Raw genomic sequence first — 26,000 nt, forward strand, 5'->3', positions numbered from 1 at the left:
TTGTGATCCTCACGGACACACGCGGCGAGTAGGAGCAACGTTATGAGCAAGATCACCACCGCCAGCCTGCTGAAGATGAAGCAGGAAGGGCAACGCATCACCGCCATCACCGCCTATGATGCCAGCTTCGCCAAGCTGTTCGACGACGAGGGCGCCCACGTGCTGCTCATCGGCGATTCGCTGGGCATGGTGTTGCAGGGGGGCCAGGACACGCTGGCGGTCAACATGGATGAGATGGTCTATCACACCCGTTGTGTGGTGCGCGGCACCACCAATGCGCTGGTGGTGACCGACATGCCGTTCATGAGCTATGCCACCCCGGATCAGACCTACCAGAACGCCGCCCGGCTGATGGCCGCCGGTGCCCGCATGGTGAAGATGGAAGGGGGCGACTGGCTGTGTGACAGCATTCGCCACCTGACTCGCAATGGCGTGCCTGTCTGTGGCCACCTCGGCCTCACCCCGCAATCCGTCCATGTGTTTGGCGGCTTCAAGGTGCAGGGGCGCGACGAGTTCCAGGCCCAGGAGATCTACCGCCAGGCGCTCTGCCTGCAGGAAGCCGGCATCCAGATGCTGGTGCTCGAGTGCGTGCCGGTCGCCCTGGCCGAGCGCATCACCAAGGCACTGCGCATCCCGGTGATCGGCATAGGTGCCGGTCCCGCCACCGATGGCCAGATCCTGGTGATGCACGATGCCTTCGGCATCACCTCGGGTTACGTGCCCAAGTTCACCAAGAACTTCCTGGCCGAAACTGGCGACATGCATGCCGCCATCCGGCTCTATGTGCAGCAGGTGAGCGAGGGCACCTTCCCCGGCCCCGAACACTGCTTCAACTGATCCGGCGGTATGGATGAGAGCGGGGGCACAGGCCCCCGTTTCGCCATCCCTTTCCCGCCGATGCAACCCGTTTCCTCTGTTTGATATTTCCGAAGGTAAACTGCCGATGTTGGTCGTTAACAATCCTGCCGCTCTGCGTGAACAGATCGGCCAATGGCGCCGTGAAGGGCGTGCCATCGCATTCGTGCCCACCATGGGCAACCTGCATCAGGGGCACCTGACCCTGGTGAAAGAGGCGCACAGCCACGCCGAGAAGGTGGTGGTCAGCATCTTCGTCAACCCCATGCAGTTCGACAAGGCAGCGGATCTCGTCAACTATCCGCGCACCCTGGAGCAGGATTGCGCCGCGCTGGAGAGCGCCGGCGTGGATCTGGTGTTCACCCCGACCCCGGAGATCATGTATCCGCAGGGGCTGGCCAGCCAGACCTTCGTCGAGGTGCCGGGTCTCTCCGGTCTGCTGGAAGGGGCGCTGCGTCCTGGCCACTTCCGCGGTGTCAGCACCGTCGTCACCAAGCTGTTCAACCTGGTGCAGCCTGACGTGGCCTGCTTCGGCCAGAAGGATTACCAGCAGCTGGCACTCATTCGCAAGATGGTGGCCGACATGGCCATGCCCATCGAGATCGTCGGCGTGCCCACGGTGCGGGCCGAGGACGGGCTGGCACTGTCGTCGCGCAACGGCTATCTGACCGCTGCCGAGCGGGCGCTGGCCCCCGAGCTGGCACGCACCATGAACTGGATCGCCGGAGAGATTGAAGCGGGGGATCACCACCTGCCCTCCCTGGTGGCGCAGGCCAGCCAGCGCCTCGACAACGCCGGTTTTCGCACCGATGCCATCGACATCGTCGATGCCGTGACCCTGGAATCCGCCACCGAGCAAAGCCAGCAACTGGTGATCCTGATGGCGGCCTATCTCGGCAAGGCCCGCCTCATCGACAACCGCGTGGTCACGCTTCAGCAAGCCTGAATCAGCCACAACCAGGAGAGTCTCATGTCCAAGAAGGTTTATTGCATCGCCCAGTTCCTGCCCAAGCCCGGTCAGGAGCAGGCCCTGTTTCAGGTGCTGCAGGCCCTCGAGCCCAATACCCTGCGCGAAGATGGCTGTCTGCAGTATCGGGTGACCCGCCACATCGCCAGTCCGTTTGCCGAAGGGGAGAGCTTCCCCATCGTCTTCAACGAGATCTGGCAAGATATGGCCAGCTTCGAGGCCCACTGCCAGCGCGCGGAAATCAAAACCTTCTTCGAACGTTACTGCCTGGCCGATGAGGGGCTGGCCGCCAAGTGGAACGTCTGTGTCTATAGCGACGAACCCGAGCAGTACGACGCCCCCGTAAAGAAGTAATTCCCCTGATTGCCAGCGGACGCCCCTTCGGGCGTCCGCTGCTTTTTCACGCCCGCGATCCGGCGTTTTTCCTTGCGACCCTGCTCGCACCCTCTGCTCTCTCTGTCCACAATCGGCCCTGACGGCCGCTACAGGTGTTTATTTATGTTTACCTTGTTTGCTTCCTTGCTCTTCTGTCTGCTCTGTTTCGCCCTGACCCGGCTGCCCGCCGGGGTGCCGCTGTCGCGCAAGGTGCTCGCCGGTCTGGTGCTGGGGGGACTGTTTGGCCTCGGTCTGCAACTGGGCTGGGGCGCCGATGATGCCGGTGTCCAGCAGACCCTGGAGTGGGTCAATATCGTCGGAGGCGGCTATGTCAGCCTGCTCAAGGTGGTGATGATGCCGCTGGTGTTCACCTCCATTCTCTCCGCCATCAACAAGCTGGAACAGGCCCAGTCTCTCGGCAAGATCAGCGCCCTGCTGATTGGCACCATGCTGACCCTGGTGATGATTGCCGGTCTGGTGGGGATGACCATCACCCACCTGAGCGGCCTCACCGCCGAGGGGTTGCTGAGCCACGGCAGCGACAGCGCCGCCCTGCAACAGAGCATGAGCACCATCGACAGCGCCCAGACCCTGCCCGCCCTGCTGCTCTCGCTGGTCCCCACCAACTTTGCCGCCGACATGGCGGGTAGCCGCACCCTCTCTGTGATCGGGGTAGTGATCTTCACCGTGCTGGCCGGAGTTGCCCTGCTGCAGATGAAGGCGGAACACCCGCAGGCCGGTGCCCGCGCCGCCGTGGCCATAGATACCCTGCAGTTGTGGGTGATGAAGATGGTGCGGGTGGTGATTGCGCTCACCCCTTATGGCGTGATGGCGCTCATCGCCCGGGTGGTGGCCCACTATCCCCTGAGCGAGATCCTCAATCTGCTCGGCTTTATTCTGGTCTGCTACGTCGCCATTCTCGCGATGTTTGCGGTGCACATGGTGATCCTGCTGCTGATCGGCCAGAACCCGCTGCACTATCTGCGGGAAGTGTGGGGCCTGCTCACCTTCGCCTTTATCTCCCGCAGCAGCGCCGCCTCCATCCCCCTCAGCATCGAGACCCAGCAGCGCCTTGGCGTGCCCAGCAGCATAGCCAACTTTGCCGCATCGTTTGGTGCCAATCTGGGTCAGAATGGCTGTGCCGGCATCTATCCGGCCATGATGGTGGCAATGATTGCCCCCATGCTCGGCATCAATCCGTTTGATCCCCTGTTCTTGCTGACCCTGCTGCCGGTGATTGCGCTCGGCTCCATCGGGGTGGCGGGCGTCGGCGGTGGTGGCACCTTCGCCGCGCTGATCGTGCTCTCCACCCTCAACTTCCCCATCGCGCTGGTGGGGGTGATGATCGCCATAGAGCCGCTGGTGGACATGGGCCGTACCGCCCTCAACGTCAATGGCTCCATCATGGCGGCTATGATCACCAAGCGCTTGCTGGGCAAACAACAGCTGGCCAAAGTGGAGACGGTGCAGACGCTGGAACAGCCGCAGGCCGCCAGCTAACCCTGTACACCACGCCATATGAGAGAAGCCCGCAATGGCGGGCTTCTACGTTTCAGCGGTTCTGCCCCTGTTGGCAGGGCGCGTTTACTCGGCCGTGACGGGGTAACCGGCGCCTTTCCAGGCGAAGATACCGCCCGGCACCCGATAGACCTGCTGATAGCCCTGGGTCACGGCCCAGGCGGCGGCGTTGTGGCTGCGGCCGCACTTGACGAAACCGCAGTAAATCACCACGGGGCGGGTCTTGTCGTCCCCCAGCAGCGCCTGGAACTGTTCAGGCGTACCGCTCCCCTCCACGATCTGGCTCCAGTTGTCGCCTGACTTGGCCTCTTTCACGAAGACGAAGTTCTTGGCCCCAGGGATGTGCTCCTTCTTGAAGGCGTCCTCATAGGGCATGGTGTCGATGATCACCAGCTCCTCCCCCTTGTCCATCCGGGTCTTCAGCTCGGCCACGGTCAACAGCTGATAACCCCCCTGCTGGACCTCCTGGGCAAGCTGCACCGCCGCCTGCTCCAGCTTGGTCTCCTGCTCGAACTGATTGTCACCGCAGCCACTCAGGGCAAAGCTCGCGGCGATCAGCGAGGCAACCAGGGTATGGGATCGCAATCTCATCATGTCACTACTCCTTGCTAACGATTGAAACGGGGCGGGAGCGTCGCAGCAGGGCGCCCGCGAGCGTCAGTAGCAGCAGATCCCGCACTATGGCTTCCGGCAGCGAGCCGAGATCGGCACGGCCCAGACAGCCACAAGCGATGTCGAGCCCGATGGCGACGCCATAGCCCAACACGGGAATAAACAGGGCCAGCAGCGCCATCACCAGCCAGAGCCCCCAGCGCCGGTTGGCGATCACCGCCAGTCCCGCGCAGAGCTCAAGCGCGATCAGCCCCCAGGCAACCGCCGGGATCAGCGACGACCAGACCAGGCCGAAGGCACCGATCTGCTCGACGAACAACGCCGGGGATGCCAGCTTGAAAGCCGCCGAGGCCACGAAGAATCCCCCAAGGGCCAGGTTGGCCAGCATGCGCAAATACGCGGGCATGGGCTACCTCTTTATAGAGAGAGCTAGATTCTAACCCTTCCCGACTGAGCCGCAATAGCTAACCCCATGGTGGGAAAGATAAATCTCATCGCCGGATACCAAGGGCCAGTAAAACGGGATTTACACCCTGATGGTTGAAGAGGGGATTTGCGGAGATATCTGGTTATCACTCTGTGGCCTGTCATGTTGATGCGCCAGCAGTTCGGCAGCCAAATCGATAGCCTGCTCCAGCAGCTCCAGCAGATTCTCGACCGTCAGGTGATCTAGCCACTCGCGGGTCCAGATCAGAGTCTCACCCTGTTCAGTCTGATCCAGTAAAAATACGGGCTCGTCACTGAGGTGCGTGAGCAGGGGCGCATTTGGCATGGCGTGGCCCGGCAGCAGCAGATAGATCACTAGATGGGACTCATCTTCCGCCAGGGTCAACACCAGCTCATCGTTGATGGCCAGGGTGGTAGCGGTTTGTCCCGTGATGGGTGCAGGTAAGCCGAGCTGGTTGTAGAGGGCAGAGATTAGTGCGTGATACATGTGTGAACCTCAAACTGGGAGAGAATGACACCCTATGTGGCAGGCCTGCAGTTGCTTATCAGTCATCGTCCTTTTTTTTTAGTCAGGGGTCGGCAAGGGATACCCAGTTGCTGAAGTTGTGAGCTAACTGACATCTTCTACGGGTTTGTCCGAATCCTAAAAAAGCGGGACCATCGCTGACAGGGCAATGGGAGAATGGCGCGTACACTGGGGGTCTTCCCCCTCTTGTCAGCAGGATCCTCGTCATGAAAATTGCTTCTCAGGATATCAATGCCACCCAGCATCAGCCGCTAGCGTCTGGCTCAACACCTCCGGCTACAACCCAACTTGGCAGCGCCAGACTGCGCTTGCTGGATACCGGCAACCGGGAGTTCGAGGATGGGATCCGTCGTGGGGCTGGTCATGTGCAGAGCCCTGAACTCAAGGCGGTCAAACAGGCGGTACGACACTATCAATCCCAGCAACCCCCTTCACTGGCAGGGCTGGAAAAGATTGAGCAGGCGCTGAAGTTCTGGATCGACTCCGGAAAAAACCGCTCTCGTCAGCAGGATCCTGTGCTGCAGAGGCTGGTGGATGACATTGCGACCCGTCGCCAGGCTATGAGTCAGGGAGGGAGAACGCTCTCTTTTCAGTTGGGATGGGTCTGTGATCCACAAGGGCGGGTCAACCAACCTATCGAGAGCAACCAACAGATCCGCCAGTGGGCCAGTGAGCTGGCCCGTTTGCAAAAAGAGGGGGCCAACGACTTGTTCCTGCAGGAGCTGCAGGGTGGGCTTGATCTGATGTTCGGGGTAAGCGAGGGAATGACGGCACGACGGCTGGAACGGGCGCCGACCCGGGAGGAGGTGGCCGACAGCCACGAATGGAAGGTGTTCTGTGGCGCGCTGCGCCAGGCGCTGCCAACGTTGGGAGAACTCAAACCTCAAGCCACCGCTGAGGAGAACGGCCGCGACATCCTGCTGACTCACAGCCAACTGCTGGAGATGAGCCACCTCAAGGAGGTACTGGCGCTCAGCCTGACCCAAAAAGTGAGCCAACAGGGGGAAATAGGCCTGCTCAGAACCGAGCTGCTGACTGCGCTGGTTGACGGACTGGATGAGCCCTATCTGGCCAGGACAGAGCAGGAGTCTGCCCTCTGGCTGGGTGAACAGAAGTCTGGAAAGCGCTATCAAACCGGGGTGCGGGCCGAGCTCAAGAGCCCGCAGACAACAACCAGTCAGGAGCTAAAACCCGGCCAGCCAGTCAACCAGAAAGCGTTCAGCGGGATGGGACTGGTCAGTGCCAGTGCGCTGGTAGAGGCCTTCGCCAAGATCGAGATCGGCAAGTGGGAGGGAAACCGCGAGACCCCGATCGGCGAGTTCTCCGCCAAAGCAACCCTGAGCCAGGAGAACAAGGCTAGTACCAAGGCTGAGCTGGTGATCGGCAAAGCGGAGGGATCGCTGGCCTTCAATCCCCCCCCCAAGATCCTGAGCGAGACTGAAGGCGAGCGCTATAAACCTGGCCCCCATGATCTGAGCCTGCTACGCATCGGTGCCAGCGCCGAGCTGGTGAGCAAACTTGGGCTATCGGTGGAGGGGAGCTGGACGATCGGCAACCTGCTCAATGCCAAGCTGGCGGGGTCTGCCGAGGTGGGGGTCAATGCCAAGCTGGAAGCTGGGGCTGCAGTGATCATGACCCCGGCGGGGCCCATGGCCAGCGTGACCGCCAGTGCATCAGCCTTTGCGGGGTTGAAAGCGGAGGGGAGTGCCCAGCTCAACCTGCTCAAGAGCCAATATGCCGATGCTTATAGCCTCTCGGCCAAGGTGCGTGCCTCTGCCAATCTGGGGATTGGTGCATCAGCCGGAGCCACCGCAGCCATAGGCCCTGCGGGTGCCAAGTTTCATACAACCCTCGGCGTAACACTGGGAGTCGGCTCCGATATTGGTTGGGAAGGAGGCGTCAACGCCATGGCTACCAAGGCCTATGCGCTGGAGCTGGCGGCCCGCGCCGTGACCAACTTTGACCAGAGCAAGGGGCAGTATCTCGATGGACTGGCGATGGCTGCAGGTACCGAGAGTCGTCTCAATGAGCTGACGCAGCGGATCGACGATCGTCTTGCTACCCTTGGTGCCGCGCTGGATGAGTTGCAACTGGCAGCCAGTGAGAATCGGATACGTCTGCAGGATAGCGTGACAGACCCCGATGTCGAAATCGGTCGCAGTGCCATGACTCAGGCCATAGATGATGTCTTCGGTCAGGATCGAACGGATGAACATGGCATCGTCACCGTCCCCGAGCGGGCGATAGAGCGTAACGACAAGCTGGAGCTCACAGCGCGTTTGCTGAAAGATCACCACATCAGAGTCTGATCTGCTGGCAAATAAAATAGATAAGGGCCCACTGATGGACCCTTATCTTATTGCTTGCAGTGAGTGCAGGGCAGCAGCGACAAATCTCAACTGAGCCTGACCAAACAATTCAGTGCCGCAGCCCGGTGCCGCGGGAGATGAGCCACCAGGCCAGTCCGTAGAGGGCCACGATGAAGCCAATGATGATGAGGTAGGCGGTGCCGAGCGGCACGTCCGAGATGCCGAGGAAGCCGTAACGGAACGCGTTCACCATGTAGATGATGGGGTTCACCTGGGAGACCCCCTGCCAGAAGGGGGGCAGCAGGCTGATGGAGTAGAAGACCCCGCCCAGGTAGGTGAGTGGCGTCAGCACGAAGGTGGGAATGATGCTGATGTCGTCGAAGGTCTTGGCAAACACGGCGTTGATGAGGCCGCCCAGCGAGAAGAGGATGGCGGTCAGCAGCACGGTGAAGCAGACGCTGAACAGGTGGTGGATCTGCAGCGGCACGAAGAACAGCGACACCAGGGTGACGATGAGGCCGACGCAGAGGCCGCGCGCCACGCCACCGCCCACGTAACCGGCGATGATGACGTAGTTGGGCACAGGCGCCACCAGCAGCTCCTCCACGTTGCGCTGGAACTTGGCACTGAAGAAGGAGGAGGCGACGTTGGAGTAGGAGTTGGTGATCACCGACATCATGATGAGGCCGGGCACGATGAACTCCATGTAGCTGAAGCCCCCCATGTCACCGATGCGCGAACCTATCAGGTTGCCGAAGATGACAAAATAGAGGCTCATGGTGATGGCGGGCGGCACCAGGGTCTGGATCCAGATCCGGGTGAAGCGGCTCACTTCCTTGGCCAGAATGCTCTTGAAGGCGATGTAATAAGTGGTCAGATTCATGCTTTTCTCCCCTCCTCGACCAGGCTGACGAACAGCTCTTCCAGTCGATTGGCCTTGTTGCGCATGCTCAGTACCTGCACCTGCTGGCCCGACAGCTGCTCGAACAGGCTGTTGAGGGACTGGCTCTTGTCCAGATCCACCTCCAGGGTGCGCTCGTCCTGCATGCGGCCGTTGAACTCGGGCACGTTCGGCACGGCGGAGCCCGGTGCCAGATCCAGCATGAAGGTCTCGCGGCTCAGCTTGCCGAGCAGCTTCTTCATGCTGGTGTTTTCAATCAGCCGACCCTTGTCGATGATGCCTATGTTGCGGCACAGCATCTCGGCCTCTTCCAGATAGTGAGTGGTGAGTATGATGGTGACCCCCTGCTCGTTGAGCTCCTTGAGGAAGGTCCACATGGAGCGGCGGATCTCGATATCCACCCCGGCGGTCGGTTCGTCCAGGATCAGCAGTCTGGGCTCGTGCATCAGGGCACGGGCTATCATCAGCCGGCGCTTCATGCCGCCGGAGAGGGTGCGGGCTGGCATGTCGCGCTTGTCCCACAGATCGAGCTGGCGCAGGTACTTCTCGGCGCGGATCTTGGCTTCGGCCCTGGGCACGCCGTAGAAACCGGCCTGATGGATGACGATCTGGCTCACCTTCTCGAACTGGCTGAAGTTGAACTCCTGCGGCACTAGGCCGAGCTGGGCCTTGGCCTGCTCCAGCTGGTTGTCTATGTCGTAGCCGAACACCTTCACCTTGCCGGCGCTCTTGTTCACCAACGAGCTGATGATGCCTATGGTGGTGGACTTGCCTGCCCCATTGGGGCCGAGCAGGGCGAAGAAATCCCCCTGCTTGACGGTCAGATCTATGCCTTTAAGGGCTTCTACGCCCCCCTGATAGGTCTTTTTCAGGCCGCTGATTTCCAGTGCGTTCATTGCAACCCCTGTGATGGCGGATCCCATCTCGATACAGAAAAGGCGGCCGGGGCCGCCTTGCAGACAAAAAATGGCGCTCGGCCACCTCGCCCGTGATATTCCTGGACCTTGCTTACTCTTGCGGTACTACCTTGCCGATGAACGGCAGGTTGCGGTACTTCTGGGCGTAGTCGATACCACAACCCACCACGAATTCGTCCGGAATGGAGAAACCGATCCAGTCCACCGGCACCTGCACCTCGCGGCGGGACGGTTTATCCAGCAGGGTGCAGATGGCGAGGGATTTAGGCTCGCGCAGTGACAGGATTTCACGCACCTTGTTGAGGGTGTAGCCGGTGTCGATGATGTCCTCGACGATCAGCACGTCCTTGCCCTTGATGTCGTCATCCAGATCTTTGAGGATGCGAACGTCACGGGTACTGCGCATGCCGGAGCCATAGCTGGAGGCGGTCATAAAATCCAGGGTGACGGGCAGCGGGGTCTGGCGGCACAGGTCGGCCAGGAAGACGCAGGAGCCACGCAGCAGGCCAATCATGACCACTTCGTCAGAACCCTGATAACGGGCGGTGATCTCTTCACCCAATTTGGCGATCCGGGCGGCCACGTCGGCCTCGGAGATCATCACCTCGACGGTGTGTTTCATCACTTACTCCCTCATGGCCAAAGGGGATTTGGCCGTTCATTAACGTCAAAACCGAGGATTCTACCATCCAAGCCGAGAGGCGTCAGGCATACGTGATGCTTTTATCGGCTTATTTTAATTGATAGAGTTAGCAGGCCCTCGGGCATTATCGGTGACAATACTATAAACACCATAATCAATAACTATTAGATGAAAAAACTATGGAACCACGCGCAGAAATAAGACGTCGAACCCGGCTTTCTCCGGAAGCTCGTCGCAATCAATTGATGGAATGTGCCATCGAGGTGTTCTCCCGTCGCGGCATAGGCCGTGCGGGTCACGCCGAGATAGCAGAACAGGCCAAAGTCTCGGTAGCTACCGTGTTCAACTATTTCAACACCCGCGAAGAGCTGGTGGATGAAGTGTTGGCCGAGATCGAACGTTTCGTTCACCAGATGCTGGAACAGGCCTATACCGGCCAGGGTCCGATCAACGACAGCATTCGCCGTCACGTGAAGCTGTTTGTCGATGCCGCCTACGATCAACCCGACCACGCCAGCATCTGGCTGGAGTGGAGTTCATCGGTGCGGGAAGAGGTCTGGCCCCGTTATGCCAAGCTGCTGGACAAGGCATTGGAGCGCATCGCGCCCCATTTGCAACGCGCCATGGATGCCGGTGAGATCCGGAGTGTGCTGTCCGCCCAGGACCTGGCCCGCTCCCTGACCGGTTTTGGTTACGTCATGATGCAGATGATCAATCAGCCACAACGCCCGTCCCGGGAAGATGTGACCGATTTTCTGTTCAAGTACGTAACGGCCCCCATCCAGGCCGCATAACCCGCCTCGTGAATGACAAGCGGCGCCGGACTGTTCAGGTCGGCGCCGCTTTTGTTTGTCCGTTTGCGGCCGGTTCAGCCTCTGTCGCGAGAGACAGCCAGCAGGGTGATGCACCACAGGTCAGGAATTGGCGTAACCCCAGCGGCTGGTCAGCGCGTGCTCGACCCCGAGGTGATCCAGGATCCGCGCCACCATGAAGTCCACCAGATCCGCGATGCTTTTCGGCTCATGATAGAAACCGGGCGCGGCCGGCATTATGGTCACGCCAAGTCTCGCCAGTTTCAGCATGTTCTCCAGATGGATGGCGGAGAAGGGGCTCTCGCGGGGCACCAGGATCAGCTGGCCGCGCTCCTTGATCACCACATCCGCCGCCCGCTCCAGCAGGTTGTCGGAGGCGCCGTTGGCGATGGCCGACACGGTTCCCATGGAGCAGGGGCAAACCACCATCTGTTTCGGCGCCGCCGACCCCGAGGCCACCGGCGAGAACCACTCCTCCTTGCCGCAGGCCACTATCTGACCCTCTTTGGCGCCGTACTGGCGACAGAGATAGGCGGATAGCTCCCTGGGTGAGCCCGGCCACTCCTGCTGCTGCTCTGTCTTGAGCACCACACGGGCGGCGGAGGAGGCCAGCAGATAGACCCGATAGTCCGCCTGCACCAGACACTCAAGCAGGCGCAGGGCGTAAGGGGCGCCGGAGGCGCCGGTCAGCGCCAGGGTGACGTGTTTATTCATGCGGGCCTCTGTGAACCTGAAAACCAAAGCGGACTCATCAAGGGCGTCATAGTTGACCGTGATAATCCTTGAGGCGAGCGATCAACTTGTCATGAATGCCGCCGAAGCCGCCGTTGCTCATGATCAGAATATGATCGCCATCGCGACACTCGGCCACCAGCCGGTTGATCAGGGTCTCCAGATCGTTGAACACCTTGGCCGGTCGGCTCATGTGAGCCGTCACCTCGCCGAGATCCCAGCCGATATTGGGCGGCTGGAAGAAGAACACCTCGTCGGCACCATCGAAGCAGCCGGCCAGCTCTTCCTTGTGCACACCCAGCTTCATGGTATTGGAGCGCGGCTCCAGCACCGCCAGGATGCGGGCCTTGCCCACCTTGGCACGCAGACCGCCGAGGGTGGTCTCGATGGCGGTCGGGTGGTGGGCAAAGTCGTCATAGATGCTGATGCCTGCCACCTCACCCTTGAGCTCCATCCGCCGCTTGGGGGACTTGAACTGGCAGAGGGCGGCTATGCCGTGCTCCACCATGACACCGGCGTGACGGGCGGCGGCGATGGCCATCAGGCCGTTGTTGACGTTGTGCTCGCCGATGCACTCCCAGTGCACCTCGCCCTGCTTCTGCCCATCCAGCCACACCTCGAAGGCGGAACCGTCGTCGGCCAGCTTGACCGCCTTCCACTTGGCATCGTCCTGACCCACCAGCTCCACCTCGCTCCAGCAGCCCATCTTGCGCACCGCGGTGAGGTTGTCATCGGCTTGCGGGAACAGCACCCGGCCGTTGCTCGGCACGGTGCGCATCAGGTGGTGGAACTGGCGCTGGATGGCGGCCAGATCAGGGAATATGTCCGCGTGATCGAATTCCAGGTTGTTCATCACCAGGGTACGCGGATGGTAGTGGACGAACTTGGAACGCTTGTCGAAGAAGGCGCAGTCATACTCGTCCGCTTCGATGACGAAGAAGGGGGCAGAGCCAAGACGGGCGGAAACCGGGAAGTTGCCCGGCACGCCACCGATGAGGAAACCCGGCTCCAGCTTGGCGTATTCGAGCACCCAGGCCAGCATGCTGGCGGTGGTGGTCTTGCCATGGGTGCCTGCCACGGCCAGCACCCAGCGATCCTGCAGCACATGCTCCAGCAGCCACTGGGGGCCTGAGATATAGGGCAGATTGCGGTCCAGCACATATTCCACGCAGGGATTGCCACGACTCATGGCATTGCCGACCACCACCAGATCCGGCGCCGGATCGAGCTGGGACGGGTCATAGCCCTCGGTCAGCTCTATGCCCTGTTGCTCGAGCTGGGTACTCATGGGGGGATAGACGTTGGCATCCGAGCCTGTGACTCGATAACCAAGCTGTTTTGCCAACACCGCCAGACCACCCATGAAGGTGCCGCAGATCCCGAGGATGTGAATGTGCATACCGCTGCCTTTTCCAGTAAAGGGAGTGCGCATTCTAGGGTCTGTTGAGGTTGGGTCGCAAGCCGCGGGCGTGACGAGACGTCAATCGACCCAGACAAGCGGGCCGCCATTTGACCGACCCGGGCAGCACGGCATCAGCCAGGGCGGTCACAGTGCCCTTGAAATATGGTCATTTGACGCGACATCGCTATAATATCGGCCTGCAAACTTGACTCCAACACTGAAGGAAACGTCATGAGCCTGAACCTGGTACCGGCTGGCAAGAGCCTGCCCGACGACATCTACGTCATCATCGAAATCCCGCAGAATGCCGACCCGATCAAATACGAAGTCGACAAGGACAGCGGTGCCATCTTCGTTGATCGCTTCATGTCGACCCCTATGTTCTACCCGTGCAACTACGGTTACGTGAACGCCACCCTGTCTCTGGATGGTGATCCGGTCGACGTTCTGGTTCCGACTCCCTACCCGCTGCTGGCCGGCTCCGTCATTCGCTGCCGCCCGGTCGGCGTGCTGAAGATGACCGACGAATCTGGCGAAGATGCCAAGATCGTGGCCGTGCCGCACTCCAAGCTGACCAAGCAGTACGACCACATCAAGGATGTGAACGATCTGCCCGAGCTGCTGCGCGCCCAGATCCAGCACTTCTTCGAGCGCTACAAAGAGCTGGAAGCGGGCAAGTGGGTCAAGGTGGAAGGTTGGGGCGACAAGGCTGCTGCCGAAGCCGAGATCGTTACCTCTGCCGAGCGTTACGCTGCCAAGTAAGCGTACCCTCGCAAAAAAGGCGCCTCAGGGCGCCTTTTCTATTGGCTGTTGCGGGCGCTGACCCGGCGTCACACCACTGGGATCCCCCTGGATATAGATGTCACGGCCATCCTGCCGATAGGGCCGGTAATAGTCGCCACCGCAGCGATAACCCCCGCCCTGCTCACTCATCAGCTCGCAGTTGACCGGCAACACCTCCAGCCACTTGATGGCCTGCTGGAAACGCAGCCACTCCTGCCATTCATGCTCCCGCGCCAGCTTGTCCCGCAGGGCAAAGGTATCCGCGCTGGACATCCCCTTGTTGACGATCACCTGGCCCGCCGCCGCAGGCAAGGCGGCCAACAGCAACAACAGCAGTGGAATTCGCTTCATGACGGTTTCCTGTATGACTTATTTCCAGAATTAAATTTAAAGTCTTATCAGACTGTTACCCAGATCATCAAAACTAAGCTCATCCAAATCCGGCTGGCTCACCTAGTTGTTTATTATCACCCCGAGCAGGATGCACATCATGAAACTGGCACAAGGTCTGTTGTTGAGTCTAGTGTTCGCATCCACGGTCGGCGCCAACGAAGTCAACCTGAGCTGGCAGTGGCAGTCTGCCGACGGCCAGCAGAAGCACCTGCAACTGAATGCAGACGAGCGCATCATGTCCGCCAGCCGCCACCAGATGACCCAGCTCGACGCCTCTCTCAACTATCCGCTGGAGACACTCTACTCCTACATAAGCCCGCGCCTTTACAACAGCATCAACCTGATCAACCAGACCAGTCCCGAAACCGCCACCAAGTTTCGCAATCTGGAACAAGCCTTCACCCTGCACGACGACAGCATGGAGTCGACCCTGTTCTGGCAGGCCTACCAGCAATATCAGGAAGATGCCTTCTACCAGATGCGGGTGGTGCCCTGCGTTCATCCAGCCAATCGCAAGCTGCCCTGTGTGCGCCCCAACTACTCCCAGCTGTTCTACCAGTTCAAGGGCGACCTCAGGCCCCTGGCGCAGCAGTTTTCCGCCAAGGATCTGGCCACCAGCGTCGGCCTGCTGCAGGAGTGGCTGAGCGCAATCCCCACGCCTCCCGAGCAGATGGATCACTTCGCCCCGCCCCTGCAGGCCTTGCAGGATAACAAGGCCGACAGCGACGAGAAGGCACTGCTGATGGCAAGCCTCTTGGCCGAGCTGGCACCGCAATACATGCTCAGCATCATATACCCCAACATCAGCATCGGCAGCGTCTCGCCAGCCTGGCTGGCCATCACGGCCGACAGCGGCCTGAAGGGCGATACCCTGATGATCGGCAATCAGCGCCACGTCTTGCTGACCGGCTCGCCCCTGCTGGCCCAGCAGATGACCATGGCCAAGATCCCGCTGATCAGCGAACCCTTGTATTGAGCCACGCCCGCCATGCCAGTTGAACCGCAACCGGTTCAACTGAAGCTCACTCCTCAAACCAGTTGATAACTAATTGATTTTTATCGACTGCGTGCCATCCTAGCCGCCTTTGCCAGCCGCTATCTGCGCTGGCGGGCGGCCCGCTCGGCTCATTCGCTAGCTTATTTAACACTTTTTAAACAGATCCGATCAGTTTAGGATGAGTTCTGCCCCATTCCCTCAAGTGAAAAATCGTTATAACATAACAAAAGGAGTGTCATCAGGATGAAACATCTCGTACTTACTCTGGCGCTACTGCCAACACTGGTCATGGCTCACAACATCAAGGAGTCTGCCCAGGTGCCGCTGGTCAACATCAGCGACAAGGGTGAGCTGGTACTGCAAGAGAAAGCGGTCAGCTACCACCCCTGGCAAAGCAAGGTACTGACTGGCAAAGTCTTTTTGATCCAGCACATCGCGGGTCGCTCCAGTGCCAAGGAGCTGAACGCCCCCATGATCGAGGCGATCAAGGCGGCCAAGCTGCCCCACGACAAGTACCAGACGGTCACCATCATCAACAGCAATGACGCCATCTGGGGTACCTCCGGTTTTGTGAAGAGCAGTGCCGAAGACAGCAAGAAAGAGTTCCCCTGGTCCGCCATGGTGCTGGATGCCAAGGGCATGGCCCGCAATGCCTGGGATCTCGCGCCGGAAAGCTCGGCCATCATACTGCTGGATAAAGAGGGCAAGGTGCTGTTTGCCAAAGATGGCCAGCTCGATGCCAACAACATTGCTACCGTGATGGGGCTCATCCAGTCCCATCTCTGAATCAGAGAGAAGGGGCGCTGATGGCGCCCCTTTCATAAGGGTCTATGGGTCGTTTCAAGCTGAAAATCTGGTTGTTGCTGCTGGGCTGGTTGTGGTTGCAACCGGCGCTGGCACAACACCCGCTGGAAGCCGACCTGCCCGGTCATAGCCACACTTGCGTCCTCTGCGCCCTCCATCTCGATGGCAAGCTGGCACTGACGCCCAACTTGCCCATCCCAGTCCCGCATGCGGTCATCGGCAAGCTAGCTGATATCGCCTTGCCCACCACCGATTCCACCTTTTCAGGCCAGTGCCGCATTCGTGCCCCGCCTCACTTTCATTGCTTCTCCCACTGAACATTTCTCTTATCAATTGTTTCAAAAGGATTAACGATGAAAGCAGTCACACTGTTACTGGCGGCAGCCGCCTTTGGCGTGCAAGCAAATCACGACGAGCATGAGAGTCACGGCCACGGTGCCCACGAGCACGGCCACGGCCACCTCAACCTGGTGCTCGATGGCAACCAGTTGATGCTCGAGCTGCAGGCTCCCGCCGCCGATCTGGTGGGCTTCGAGCACGCCGCCAAGAGCGACGAGGAGAAGGCGCAATACGCCAAGGCCATGGCTCAGCTCAAGCAAGCCGATACCCTGTTTCGCTTCGACCCGGCGGCCGGCTGCAAGCTGACCCAGCAGGAACTCAATGCGGCCAAGGAAGATCATGATCACGACCATGACCATGACCATGACCATGACCATGAAAAGGCTGGCAGCAGTCATGATGACCACCACCATGATGATGCGGGTCACGCCGATGTGGGTGCCATGTACACCTACACCTGTGAGGCTCCGACCAAGCTGACCGGACTGGAAGCCACCCTGTTCAGCGTCTATCCGAGCCTGGAAAAGCTGAGCGTGCAGGGCATACTGCCCACCGGCCAGACTGCGGCCGAGCTGACCCCATCCGCCAACAAGCTGAGCTGGTAACACCATGAAAAAAGCCGTGGTTGAGATCCGCGATCTGGCCTTCGCCTGGCCGGATCACCAGCCTGTACTCGATCTGCCAGCCCTCACCATCGGCGCGGGGGAGCGGGTGTTCATCAAGGGGCCATCGGGCTCCGGCAAGTCGACCCTGCTTGGTTTGCTTGCCGGGATCCAGACCGCCAACCACGGCACCCTGGACGTGCTGGGCCAGCCATTGGCCCGGCTCTCCGGCCGTGCCCGTGACCACTTCCGGGCGGCCAATCTGGGTTATATCTTCCAGCAGTTCAATCTGCTGCCATTTTTATCCGTGTTGGACAATGTCACCGCCGCCCTCACCTTCTCGCCCGAGAAACGGGCTCGTCTGCAGGGAAGTCCCGAGCAGGAGGCGCGCCGCCTGCTGGCGGAGCTGCAACTGCCGGCCGAGGCGCTGCACAGACCCGTCCACGCCCTCAGCATAGGCCAGCAGCAGCGGGTGGCCGCCGCGCGGGCGCTGATCGGCTCGCCACCGCTGGTGATCGCCGATGAACCCACCTCGGCCCTGGATACCGACAACCGGGCCGCCTTCATCAAGCTGTTGTTCGAGGAGTGCGACAAGCAGGGGTCGACCCTCATCTTCGTCAGTCACGATCCCTATCTCGAGCCGCTCTTTCCGCGAGTGGAGAATCTGCAACTGCTCAACCGGAGGGCCATATGCTGAATCCCAATAGCTGTGCCATCTACCCGACCAGACCCGCACCAAAGGGTGCATCCCAGCCACAACACCGGAGGCCGGTATGCTGAAGCTCGCCCTGCAAAGTCTCTGGGCCCGTCGCCTCACCGCAGGGCTGACCCTCTTGGCGGTGGCCATCAGCGTCACCCTGCTGCTCGGGGTGGAGCGGGTGCGCACCCAGGCCCGCGAGAGTTTCTCCAATACCGTCTCGGGCACGGACCTTATCGTCGGCGCCCGCTCCGGCCAGGTGAACCTGCTGCTCTACTCGGTATTTCGCATCGGCAACCCCACCAACAACGTGGGCTGGGAGGCCTATCAGGCCATCAAGACCAAACCCGGCGTCGCCTGGACCATACCCCTCTCCCTCGGTGATTCTCACAAGGGCTTTCGGGTGCTCGGCACCAATGGCGACTACTTCACCCATCTGAAGTACGGCCAGCAGCAGGCGCTGCAACTGCGGGAGGGGCGGCCGTTCGACACGCCGTTCGAGGCGGTACTCGGCGCCCAGGTGGCCGAGAGGCTCGGCTACAAGCTGGAGCAGTCCATCGTCATCGCCCACGGCGCAGGCAACACCTCCTTCAGCCAGCACGACAACCTGCCGTTCAAGGTGGTGGGGATACTGGCACCGACCGGCACCCCCATCGATCGCACCATCCACGTGCCGCTGGCCGGGATAGAGGCGATCCACCTGGGCTGGGACACGGGCAGGCACAGCAAGAACGTGACCGCCGAACAGGCGCTGGCGCAGGATCTGACCCCCAAAACCATCACCGCCTTCATGGTGGGTCTCAGCAATCGAATATTGGCGTTCCAACTGCAGCGCAGCGTCAACACCTATCGGGGCGAGCCGCTGATGGCCATACTGCCGGGGGCCGCCCTGCAGGAGCTGTGGAGCCTGATGAGCGTGGCTGAAACCGCGCTCTCTGTGATCGCCGGTTTCGTGGTGGTGGCGGGCCTCATCGGCATGCTGACCACCTTGCTGGCGGGGCTCAACGAGCGGCGCCGCGAGCTGGCCATCCTGCGCTCCCTGGGGGCAGGCCCCGCCCACCTGTTCCTGTTGCTGGCGCTGGAGGCGATGGCCCTCACCACCGCAGGCATAGCCCTCGGGGTGGCCGTGCTCTATCTGGGACAGGGGCTTGCCACCCCCTGGCTGCTCAGCCACTATGGCCTGCAATTGAGCCTGGGGCTGCCGAGCGCCTACGAATGGCAGTTGCTGGGGCTGGTATGGCTGGCGGGCATGGTGATCGGCCTGCTGCCCGCGGCCAGAGCCTACCGCTACAGCCTGAGTGATGGCATGAGCATTCGCGTCTAGCCCGCATAAAAAGAGAGAAGGACAGATGATGAAGTGGAAAATTGTGGTGCTGCTGGCCAGCCTGCTGGCGCTGCCGGCCCTGGCCGCCGATTACAAGACCATCGACTGGGACGTGCTGATCCCGCAAGGGGAGCGGCTGTTGCCACCGCCCCAGGTGAGCCACGATGGCGATTTCTCCTCGGTGCCGCAGCCGGTAGGCGGGGTTAATCAGAAGCTGGACAACCAAGACGTGCGGATCCCGGGGTTCGTGGTACCGCTGGAGGGGGATGCCAAGAAGATCACCGCCTTCCTGCTGGTGCCCTACTTCGGCGCCTGCATCCATGTGCCGCCGCCCCCCACCAACCAGGTGGTCTATGTGAGCTACCCCAAGGGCGCCCCCGTGGATGATCTCTGGGATGCCATCTGGGTGAAGGGCAAGATGCGCACCATCAGTTCCAGCCATGAGATGGCCACCGCCTCCTACTCCATGGAGGCGGTCGAGGTCAGCGTCTACGAAGAGGAATAAATCAGGCATCATGATGCGCGCCGGCCTCCCTGGGCCGAGCTAAGCATCCAGCAACAGTGGCCTTCGAACGAAGGCCATTTTTTATCCCCTTGCCGGCCGAAACCGGGACCAGCCCCTGCTTGAGGGATTGCCCGCCATCCCGGTTGGAGTAACATTCAAGGCTAGACCTTGCGATCACGGAGCCAGCATGGCTGACCTGCCCCCGCCCAAGAAAGAGAGTTCCATCCTGAGCAGCCAGGAGCAAACCCTGCGCCTGGCCCGCAGCCGCGGCATAGACGGCATGCTCACCCGCAACAGCGACAGCACCTTCGAACAGCGCGCCACCTTTCGCCATCTGGCGGATCAGGCCGCGCGCCAGCGCAATCTGGAAGCCATCATGGTGATGGCCTCCCGCCACTGCGAGGAGACGGCCGCCGGCGGCGAGATGGACAGCGACTGGCTGACCCGCTTCCTGCAACTGGCGGAAGACATCAGCATGGTCCCCATGCAGCAGCTGTGGGGCCGCATCTTCGCCATCGAGATCGCCACCCCAGGCCGTTTCTCCATCCGCGCCCTCACCACCCTCAAGGAGATGACCCAGCGCGAGGCCCAGCTGTTCCAGCGGATCTGCGCCCTCGCCTGCCACTATTCGGGCAGCGATGAGCAGCGCCTGCTGCTGGGGCTGCACAAGGGCGCCAGCCTGCTCAGCCGCGCCAAGGTGACCCGGCTTGGTCTGGGCAAATACCGATTGCCCTACAATGCCCTGTTGCAGTTGTTCGAGCTCGGCCTGCTGCACAAGGGAGAGCTGGAATCCGGCCCGCTGCCCGCCGACGGGGTCGAGCTGGCATTCGGCGACCAGCGCTGGCGCCTGCATCGCAAGCAGACCAATATCACCCTGCTCTACTACCGGCTGACCCCGGTGGGCAACGAGCTCGCCCAGCTGTTGCAGGAGCCGCCGCTGGAGGAGTACCTGCAGGATCTGAAAACCGTGCTGGTGCAGGGGCTGCAGATAGAGACCATGATGCAGCCTCCCGAGTCCGAGCTGGAGAGAGTGCCGCCGACTGCCGCCGTCTGAACCCCGGGGCCCCTGTTGGCCCCCTTTCTCTTCTCCCTTGTGGCACGCCAGCCGCACCATATTGCGAAATGCCGCCCTGCTCATTGCCAAATCGATTCTCGAAATGCGAATCGATCTCCTTGCCCACCCCCTCCTGATCCGGATTTGCCGCAAAATCTGACCATTTTGGTCGGATAAACACACTACTAACAAAATCATCATCACCCATGGCGCCATGGTGCATAACTTGCACTGCCCATACATCTTTCCCATCACCGCGTGCAGGACCACACAATGAGAGTCAACCAACCCGTTACCCAGCGTGAGCGTCTCTACCCGGAGCACCAGAGTCTTATTTCCACCACTGACCTGGAAAGCCGCATCACCTATGCCAACGAGGAGTTCTGCAACATAGCGGGGTTCAGCCTGGACGAGCTGCAAGGTGAGCATCACAACCTGGTGCGCCATCCGGACATGCCCAAGCAGGCCTTCGCCGATCTCTGGCATCACATCAAGGACGGCAAGAGCTGGATGGGGCCGGTGAAGAACCGCTGCAAGAATGGCGATCACTACTGGGTCAGCGCCTTCGTCACTCCCATCAAGGATGCCAGCGGCAAGGTGGTGGAATACCAGTCCGTGCGCACGGCCCCCAGCGAGGAGATCAAGCAGCGGGCCGAGCGCATCTATGCCGACCTGCGCAATGACAAGACTCCCCTGGCCCTCAGGCTGCCGACCTTCTCCCACACGCAGGCAGTCACGCTCTGCCTGCTGCTGAGTCTGGCGGCCATGGTCGCGCTGGGGTACGAGCAGGCTGCGGGCTGGCCGTTGGCACTGGCGGCCATACCGCTGCTGCTGGCAGCCATGATCACCCATGCCCTGGCCCGTCGCCTCGGCAAGCTCGACAAAATGGCCCGCAGCCGCTTCGACAACCCGCTGATGCAACTGCTCTACACCAACAAGGTCGACAACCTGGCTGCCATCGAGCTCGCCATGTTGATGAACCGGGCCGAGTTCAATGCCGTGCTGGCTCGCACCCAGCAGACCTGCGCCCAGATCTTGCGTGCCGCAGAAGGGGATCTGCACAACGCCGAGTCCATCACCAGCAACCTGCAACAACAGCAGGCCGAGACCAACCTGGTCGCCACCGCCATCACCCAGATGTCAGAGTCGATCAGAGAGGTCTCTCACAGCTCCACCGCCGCCTCCGGCCTGCTGGACGAGACTTCCGAGTTGTTCAAGGAGGGCAACCGCAGCGTGCTGGACACCATAGGCGCGGTCGAGGGGATGCACGACGAGATCACCACCTCCAAGACGGTGATCCACACCCTGGCGGGGCAGTGCCGGGATATAGACGGCATTCTCGATGTCATCAACAGCATCGCCAACCAGACCAATCTGCTGGCCCTCAACGCGGCCATAGAGGCGGCCCGGGCCGGCGAGGCGGGCCGTGGCTTCTCTGTGGTGGCCGACGAGATCCGCTCGCTGGCCATCAAGACCCAGTCCTCCACCGGCGAGATCCAGAAGATGATCAGCCTGTTGCAGGCCAGTGCGGGCAATGCGGAGCAGGCGATGGAGAAAGGGGGGCAACTCTCGGCCAGCTGCCAGCAGAAGGCCTCAGCCACCGGCACCATATTGCAGCAGATCAACAGCATGCTGCAGCAGGTCTCCTCCGGCAGTGGCCAGATAGCCCAGGCGGTACAGGAGCAGTCCCAGGTCACGGCCGACATCAATCGCAACGTGCTCAGCATCAAGACCCTGGCCGATGACTCAAGCCAGGGCAGCCAGCATGCCGTGCACGGCATCATCCAGCTGGTACGGCAGCTGAGCGAGCTGGATCGGCTGGTGTGCCAGTTCCAGCAACAGCCCGCCCCCCGTCAACTCAGCGAGCAACTCGCCAACGGACGGGTTGTACTCGCCCGCTGACGCCTGCCGTGCGCTAACAACAAGATGGGCCCCTGTCGTCACCGGCAGCGGGCCCATTTATATCTTGTGGAAAATGCGGACCTGACCGGATTGGTACGCCCATACCATCACTGACCCAGCCTTGATGCCCTCACCATGGCGTCTGCGCTGCGCCACTCTCAACAGGGTGACGACCCCTGAGTTCATTTCCCCGCCCAAATGCGCTGCGAGCGTTGAGAAAGCAAGGGCATTGAGATACCTCCACCGCCCGACCACCACCCCATGGCAGCTCAATTTATTGATCTTGCCCGAGAAATCACCCACTCCCCCTTCCCTAACCGGCTCCGTTCGGTAACATGGCCATCAGATCCCCTCTTGTCGGAGCAGCCATGAACCAGACCGGAGCCACACCACAGGGAAAGCGCAGCAAGCTGGAGGCTGGAATTCAGGGGCGGTAGCGTGGTTTTTGTAGGTTGGCGCAGAGCGTAGAGAAACCCAACAGACGAGCATGTTCACCTCAACCAGAGCGGGATAAACACGGATTGGAGCGTTCGGTAAAACTGATGTGCAGATACGTTTCGCGGTAAACGTTGGGCTTCACTTCGTTCAGCTCCAACCTACGATTTTTAGCCCAACATACGAGATGTTTTTTCATACCGTAGTAACAGTGGCATAAAAAGAAGAAGTCAAGCGAATACGCCCAGCACGAGAAGGAAGCTGATAACATCATGATTTAATGATTATTTTTACTTAGCGGCAGTGAATATGTTACGGAGTTATATGGAATGCTTTGCTAACGGATTAGTGCCGCCTTCCATCTAATCACTGTTACAAGTCTTCAGCAGGCAGCAGGGAACAATGAGTTGAAATATGCAAATTAATGATAGGCCGATTGAACTTTCACGAAGAGCGGAAGTTACACTAGATCGACTTCCGGAATCTGATAGGAAAAAAGTCCTCCGTAGCATCGAAAAAGTTCTAGCTCTTGGTCTGGAGCCACCCTATGCGGCCAAGCTAAAAGGTATGGAAAATACCTTTGTAATCCGTGCCGGGTTGGACTTAAGAATAATTTTTCAAGTAACTAGCGAGTTCGTTAGAATATCGGATATCGCTAGACATGACAAATTAGAGCAGTTGGTAAAAAAAAATATGCAGGGGGATTTATGAAGTCCTTTGTGCCGCATATTTTTGATTTTGATCAGTGTAAGAAGGAAGTTCGAGAACTGGAAGAATTGCTTTCAAGTAGTGCCGAGCTTTCTGAGAAGAATGATTTGTCACCATTCTTCAAAGCTCGAATAAATCTCGTTTCTCTAATCGGGCACTTGCATCCTGGAATAACAAAAACTGATAGATATGCACATGAGTATGACGTGTTCGGCGATTTCGCAAGCGACTTTACCGTAGGTGATTCCCGTAGAGACGCTTATTGCTTTATTGAGCTTGAGGATGCCAGAAAAAATAGTATTTTCAAAAATACAGGTCGTGCCACTAGTGATTGGTCAGAAAGATTTGAACATGGGTACAGCCAAATAATCGATTGGAGCTACAAGATTGATGACACAAAGAACTCTAAAGCATTCGCAGATCGATTCAACTCGATGGAAATTGACCTCTTTAGTATTCTAATAGTAGGAAGATGTCAGTTTTTAGATGCGTCCGAAAAAAGGCGGTTACGTTGGAGAGAAAGAAATGTAGTTGTCGGATCGATGAGAGTTCTCTGTTTGACTTATGACGAACTACTTGTAGAGCTTAAAGAGTGTCTTGGGTTGCCTGCTTTAGCTATTGAGGCAGAGAGCCGGATAGATACAATTAATTTAGACAACTTGTAACAAGCGGTTGCAGCGGATTTGCTCTGCTCACCGCTGAACCGAGCGTTATGCCTCAAATTGACAATGCTTGTGCAAGGAGAAATAAATATTGAGTAGCTTCACTAAGTTGTACTGTATGGATGCAAAGATCGAACGGCTATACAAATACTGCAAGGCTTTTTTGGATGCTGACGCAAGTCAAGTATCGAAGTTTTCACAGCTGTCGATATATCCGACGTTTTTATTTGATGGATACCCTGGCACAGGGAAAAGCTCGGTTGCAAGCATTGTTCATGAAAAGCTCAAGCGTGAGTATAATATTGACATTAAAAGGTTAAATGTTGACGAACTAATATCTCATAATTTTGGAGAGTCCTCCTCCAATTTGAGGGATTACTTTAAGTCGATAAATAAGGAAATAGAACAAAACAATTCATACTGCTTTATCGTAATGGATGAGGTGGACTCATTCACAATAAGTAGGTATCAAAATGACAACGAAAGCATAAAAAGAATATTACTTACCTTTAACACGATTATTGATGAGTTGGTGCGTAGCAATCAGATCTACAGACACATAATTATCGCCACCACCAATGTTAAAGATAACATTGACACCTCGATTCTTAGGAGATTTTTCTTTGACGAAGACTTTAATATAGAGCTTGATAAATCATCTTTCAATGAACTTTTCAGAGAGCTGTCCGAGTTGACAGGGCTTTATCTTGAAGAAAAATTAATTTAGGAAGTATTCGATGACTATATTAAAAGAAAGCACACCTTGGGCGAGATAAAATCAATCTTCTCAAAAGCTTACATGAAAAATTTAATTTCAGAGGGCAAGGAAGGATTGAGCAAAAATCATTTTTTAGATCACAAAACGTTTTATGAAATTACTCAGAGACAGAAACAAGGAGGTTAGCTTTGTGCACTGATGAAGATAAGATGATAAAAAAACTTGAGGAACACAGAGATACAATTAAACTTGTGGTAGAAATTGCTAGGCTACATGATATACCTGTCACTCCATCTATAAATAATGATTGCAGAGGAGACTTTGAATATCCTCCGGATAGAAAAAAAGATTTAATTAGTGCATTAGACAAGTACTTAGGCAAGTATAAATACACTAAGGATGGTAATGATGAGTAAATCCTTCGGAGAAGTAAAGACGAGGAAGAATATATTTCCGTCTCAAGCACAAGATATCGTAGACAAAGGAAGTGTTGGTATATTAATAATACAAGCAATCGCATCCCATAAGACGAAGGCGATTCTTGATAAGGGTGGGGTGACTTTGTATGAGGGCGTGGAGCCTGGTGAAGTTGAGCACATAAGAGAGACTGTCGCTAAGGAATTAGAGTTAAAAGAAAAAAAGGAGACTGAATAATGTTAGAGTTAACATTTTTTGATACAACGAGCGAACCTAAGATTATTCGTGTTTCCGAACATTGTTACGAGAGATTGGCAAAAATCGGATTTTCGAAAAAGGTAGCGTATGAAAGTAACGATCTTACAATAGAGGGAGAGGACTATAGCGTTCTTTCCGTAGAACTAACCGAAGATAATCGGAAGATCCTACTCGCTCTCATTGAAGATGAAAGGCAAGAAGAGCTGGAGAAAATATTTTGTCAAATTGACGATAATCTAACCATCAAAGAAATTAGAGAAAATCTTTCTTATGTGAAAGAGTTGACCGAAATTTATAAAGCCTTAAAAGCAGAAGATAATATTTACTTCTCCTATGAATAGATAAGGCATAACAAGTCAAATCACCCGGACGCAGCGAAGCTGCGC

Annotated in this window: 31 protein-coding genes; 22 read left to right on the forward strand and 9 right to left on the reverse strand. The window is 58.3% G+C overall.

Annotation, left to right across the window (positions count from 1 at the left end):
* Positions 1-42: 42 nt before the first annotated feature.
* The 4 genes from panB (at position 43) to AACW87_RS02830 (ending at position 3,697) form a co-directional block, all read left to right on the forward strand.
* On the forward strand, positions 43-837 hold the full coding sequence (gene panB / locus AACW87_RS02815) for a 3-methyl-2-oxobutanoate hydroxymethyltransferase (RefSeq protein WP_241326492.1): 795 nt from the start codon (positions 43-45) through the stop codon (positions 835-837).
* A gap of 106 nt (positions 838-943) precedes the next feature.
* Positions 944-1,801 carry a pantoate--beta-alanine ligase gene (gene panC / locus AACW87_RS02820; protein WP_241326493.1) on the forward strand — a complete coding sequence of 286 codons (858 nt, stop codon included), beginning with the start codon at positions 944-946 and terminating at the stop codon, positions 1,799-1,801.
* A gap of 24 nt (positions 1,802-1,825) precedes the next feature.
* The gene (locus tag AACW87_RS02825) at positions 1,826-2,176 is read left to right on the forward strand and encodes a putative quinol monooxygenase (RefSeq protein ID WP_241326494.1); all 351 of its coding nucleotides are present in this window, start codon (positions 1,826-1,828) and stop codon (positions 2,174-2,176) included.
* 144 nt (positions 2,177-2,320) lie between these two features.
* Positions 2,321-3,697 carry a cation:dicarboxylate symporter family transporter gene (locus AACW87_RS02830; RefSeq protein WP_241326495.1) on the forward strand — a complete coding sequence of 459 codons (1,377 nt, stop codon included), beginning with the start codon at positions 2,321-2,323 and terminating at the stop codon, positions 3,695-3,697.
* Between the two features lie 84 nt (positions 3,698-3,781).
* On the opposite strand, the gene AACW87_RS02835 is transcribed toward AACW87_RS02830, so the two are convergent.
* From AACW87_RS02835 to AACW87_RS02845, 3 genes are all read right to left on the reverse strand, one after another.
* Positions 3,782-4,309: a rhodanese-like domain-containing protein gene (locus AACW87_RS02835; RefSeq protein ID WP_241326496.1), complete on the reverse strand. Its 528-nt coding sequence runs from the start codon at positions 4,307-4,309 to the stop codon at positions 3,782-3,784.
* Between the two features lie 4 nt (positions 4,310-4,313).
* Positions 4,314-4,733 carry a MauE/DoxX family redox-associated membrane protein gene (locus AACW87_RS02840; protein ID WP_241326497.1) on the reverse strand — a complete coding sequence of 140 codons (420 nt, stop codon included), beginning with the start codon at positions 4,731-4,733 and terminating at the stop codon, positions 4,314-4,316.
* Positions 4,734-4,853: 120 nt separating this feature from the next.
* Positions 4,854-5,261, reverse strand: coding sequence for a hypothetical protein (locus AACW87_RS02845; RefSeq protein WP_241326498.1), 408 nt, complete (start codon positions 5,259-5,261; stop codon positions 4,854-4,856).
* A 245-nt stretch (positions 5,262-5,506) separates the two neighbouring features.
* On the opposite strand from AACW87_RS02845, the gene AACW87_RS02850 reads away from it, so the two are divergent.
* A complete protein-coding gene (locus AACW87_RS02850) occupies positions 5,507-7,609 on the forward strand; it encodes a hypothetical protein (protein ID WP_241326499.1) in 2,103 nt (700 codons plus the stop codon).
* Positions 7,610-7,718: 109 nt separating this feature from the next.
* Here the strand turns inward: AACW87_RS02850 and AACW87_RS02855 are convergent, their stop codons facing one another.
* From AACW87_RS02855 to hpt, 3 genes are all read right to left on the reverse strand, one after another.
* Entirely contained in the window at positions 7,719-8,492 is a 774-nt protein-coding gene (locus AACW87_RS02855) for an ABC transporter permease (RefSeq protein WP_042869444.1), read from the reverse strand.
* Positions 8,489-9,406 carry an ABC transporter ATP-binding protein gene (locus AACW87_RS02860; RefSeq protein ID WP_042869446.1) on the reverse strand — a complete coding sequence of 306 codons (918 nt, stop codon included), beginning with the start codon at positions 9,404-9,406 and terminating at the stop codon, positions 8,489-8,491. Before AACW87_RS02860 ends, AACW87_RS02855 begins: the two co-directional genes overlap by 4 nt.
* Before the next feature lie 112 nt (positions 9,407-9,518).
* Positions 9,519-10,049: a hypoxanthine phosphoribosyltransferase gene (gene hpt / locus AACW87_RS02865; RefSeq protein ID WP_043138763.1), complete on the reverse strand. Its 531-nt coding sequence runs from the start codon at positions 10,047-10,049 to the stop codon at positions 9,519-9,521.
* 200 nt (positions 10,050-10,249) lie between these two features.
* Between hpt and AACW87_RS02870 the strand changes: the two genes are divergently transcribed.
* Positions 10,250-10,864, forward strand: a complete 615-nt coding sequence (locus AACW87_RS02870) for a TetR/AcrR family transcriptional regulator (protein ID WP_043138760.1) — start codon at positions 10,250-10,252, stop codon at positions 10,862-10,864.
* Positions 10,865-10,984: 120 nt separating this feature from the next.
* Here the strand turns inward: AACW87_RS02870 and AACW87_RS02875 are convergent, their stop codons facing one another.
* Both AACW87_RS02875 and mpl read right to left on the reverse strand, forming a co-directional pair.
* A complete protein-coding gene (locus tag AACW87_RS02875) occupies positions 10,985-11,596 on the reverse strand; it encodes a flavin prenyltransferase UbiX (protein ID WP_098982458.1) in 612 nt (203 codons plus the stop codon).
* Positions 11,597-11,642: 46 nt separating this feature from the next.
* Entirely contained in the window at positions 11,643-13,013 is a 1,371-nt protein-coding gene (gene mpl / locus AACW87_RS02880) for a UDP-N-acetylmuramate:L-alanyl-gamma-D-glutamyl-meso-diaminopimelate ligase (RefSeq protein WP_098982457.1), read from the reverse strand.
* Between the two features lie 234 nt (positions 13,014-13,247).
* On the opposite strand from mpl, the gene ppa reads away from it, so the two are divergent.
* Positions 13,248-13,778, forward strand: coding sequence for an inorganic diphosphatase (ppa, locus tag AACW87_RS02885; protein WP_042869457.1), 531 nt, complete (start codon positions 13,248-13,250; stop codon positions 13,776-13,778).
* A 24-nt stretch (positions 13,779-13,802) separates the two neighbouring features.
* On the opposite strand, the gene AACW87_RS02890 is transcribed toward ppa, so the two are convergent.
* Entirely contained in the window at positions 13,803-14,165 is a 363-nt protein-coding gene (locus AACW87_RS02890; protein WP_370464966.1) for a hypothetical protein, read from the reverse strand.
* A 124-nt stretch (positions 14,166-14,289) separates the two neighbouring features.
* Between AACW87_RS02890 and AACW87_RS02895 the strand changes: the two genes are divergently transcribed.
* The 15 genes from AACW87_RS02895 (at position 14,290) to AACW87_RS02965 (ending at position 25,955) form a co-directional block, all read left to right on the forward strand.
* Entirely contained in the window at positions 14,290-15,168 is an 879-nt protein-coding gene (locus tag AACW87_RS02895; RefSeq protein ID WP_241326500.1) for a hypothetical protein, read from the forward strand.
* A gap of 264 nt (positions 15,169-15,432) precedes the next feature.
* Positions 15,433-15,975, forward strand: a complete 543-nt coding sequence (locus AACW87_RS02900; protein ID WP_241326501.1) for a YtfJ family protein — start codon at positions 15,433-15,435, stop codon at positions 15,973-15,975.
* Between the two features lie 44 nt (positions 15,976-16,019).
* On the forward strand, positions 16,020-16,310 hold the full coding sequence (locus AACW87_RS02905; RefSeq protein WP_241326502.1) for a hypothetical protein: 291 nt from the start codon (positions 16,020-16,022) through the stop codon (positions 16,308-16,310).
* Positions 16,311-16,346: 36 nt separating this feature from the next.
* Entirely contained in the window at positions 16,347-16,937 is a 591-nt protein-coding gene (locus tag AACW87_RS02910; RefSeq protein WP_241326503.1) for a DUF2796 domain-containing protein, read from the forward strand.
* A gap of 4 nt (positions 16,938-16,941) precedes the next feature.
* Complete coding sequence (locus AACW87_RS02915) at positions 16,942-17,631, forward strand: ABC transporter ATP-binding protein (RefSeq protein WP_241326504.1); 690 nt, start codon at positions 16,942-16,944, stop codon at positions 17,629-17,631.
* Between the two features lie 76 nt (positions 17,632-17,707).
* The gene (locus AACW87_RS02920; RefSeq protein ID WP_241326505.1) at positions 17,708-18,955 is read left to right on the forward strand and encodes an ABC transporter permease; all 1,248 of its coding nucleotides are present in this window, start codon (positions 17,708-17,710) and stop codon (positions 18,953-18,955) included.
* Positions 18,956-18,980: 25 nt separating this feature from the next.
* A complete protein-coding gene (locus AACW87_RS02925; protein ID WP_156995175.1) occupies positions 18,981-19,460 on the forward strand; it encodes a DUF3299 domain-containing protein in 480 nt (159 codons plus the stop codon).
* Positions 19,461-19,647: 187 nt separating this feature from the next.
* Complete coding sequence (locus AACW87_RS02930) at positions 19,648-20,514, forward strand: TIGR03899 family protein (RefSeq protein ID WP_043138726.1); 867 nt, start codon at positions 19,648-19,650, stop codon at positions 20,512-20,514.
* A 273-nt stretch (positions 20,515-20,787) separates the two neighbouring features.
* Positions 20,788-22,416 carry a methyl-accepting chemotaxis protein gene (locus AACW87_RS02935; RefSeq protein WP_241326506.1) on the forward strand — a complete coding sequence of 543 codons (1,629 nt, stop codon included), beginning with the start codon at positions 20,788-20,790 and terminating at the stop codon, positions 22,414-22,416.
* Between the two features lie 849 nt (positions 22,417-23,265).
* The gene (locus tag AACW87_RS02940) at positions 23,266-23,562 is read left to right on the forward strand and encodes a hypothetical protein (protein ID WP_241326507.1); all 297 of its coding nucleotides are present in this window, start codon (positions 23,266-23,268) and stop codon (positions 23,560-23,562) included.
* On the forward strand, positions 23,559-24,224 hold the full coding sequence (locus tag AACW87_RS02945; protein WP_241326508.1) for a Shedu immune nuclease family protein: 666 nt from the start codon (positions 23,559-23,561) through the stop codon (positions 24,222-24,224). The genes AACW87_RS02940 and AACW87_RS02945 overlap by 4 nt, the downstream gene beginning before the upstream one ends.
* A 115-nt stretch (positions 24,225-24,339) precedes the next feature.
* Positions 24,340-24,948: an ATP-binding protein gene (locus AACW87_RS02950; protein ID WP_241326509.1), complete on the forward strand. Its 609-nt coding sequence runs from the start codon at positions 24,340-24,342 to the stop codon at positions 24,946-24,948.
* Positions 24,949-25,127: 179 nt separating this feature from the next.
* Positions 25,128-25,355 (forward strand): hypothetical protein, encoded by a 228-nt coding sequence (locus AACW87_RS02955; protein WP_339385726.1) that lies wholly within the window; start codon positions 25,128-25,130, stop codon positions 25,353-25,355.
* The gene (locus AACW87_RS02960) at positions 25,348-25,593 is read left to right on the forward strand and encodes a hypothetical protein (RefSeq protein WP_241326511.1); all 246 of its coding nucleotides are present in this window, start codon (positions 25,348-25,350) and stop codon (positions 25,591-25,593) included. The genes AACW87_RS02955 and AACW87_RS02960 overlap by 8 nt, the downstream gene beginning before the upstream one ends.
* Entirely contained in the window at positions 25,593-25,955 is a 363-nt protein-coding gene (locus tag AACW87_RS02965) for a hypothetical protein (RefSeq protein ID WP_241326512.1), read from the forward strand. Before AACW87_RS02960 ends, AACW87_RS02965 begins: the two co-directional genes overlap by 1 nt.
* Positions 25,956-26,000 lie beyond the last annotated feature (45 nt).

Origin of the sequence: Aeromonas sp. MR7 (assembly GCF_963899385.1) — a bacterium.
In the GTDB taxonomy this organism is placed as follows: Bacteria; Pseudomonadota; Gammaproteobacteria; order Enterobacterales; family Aeromonadaceae; genus Aeromonas; species Aeromonas bestiarum.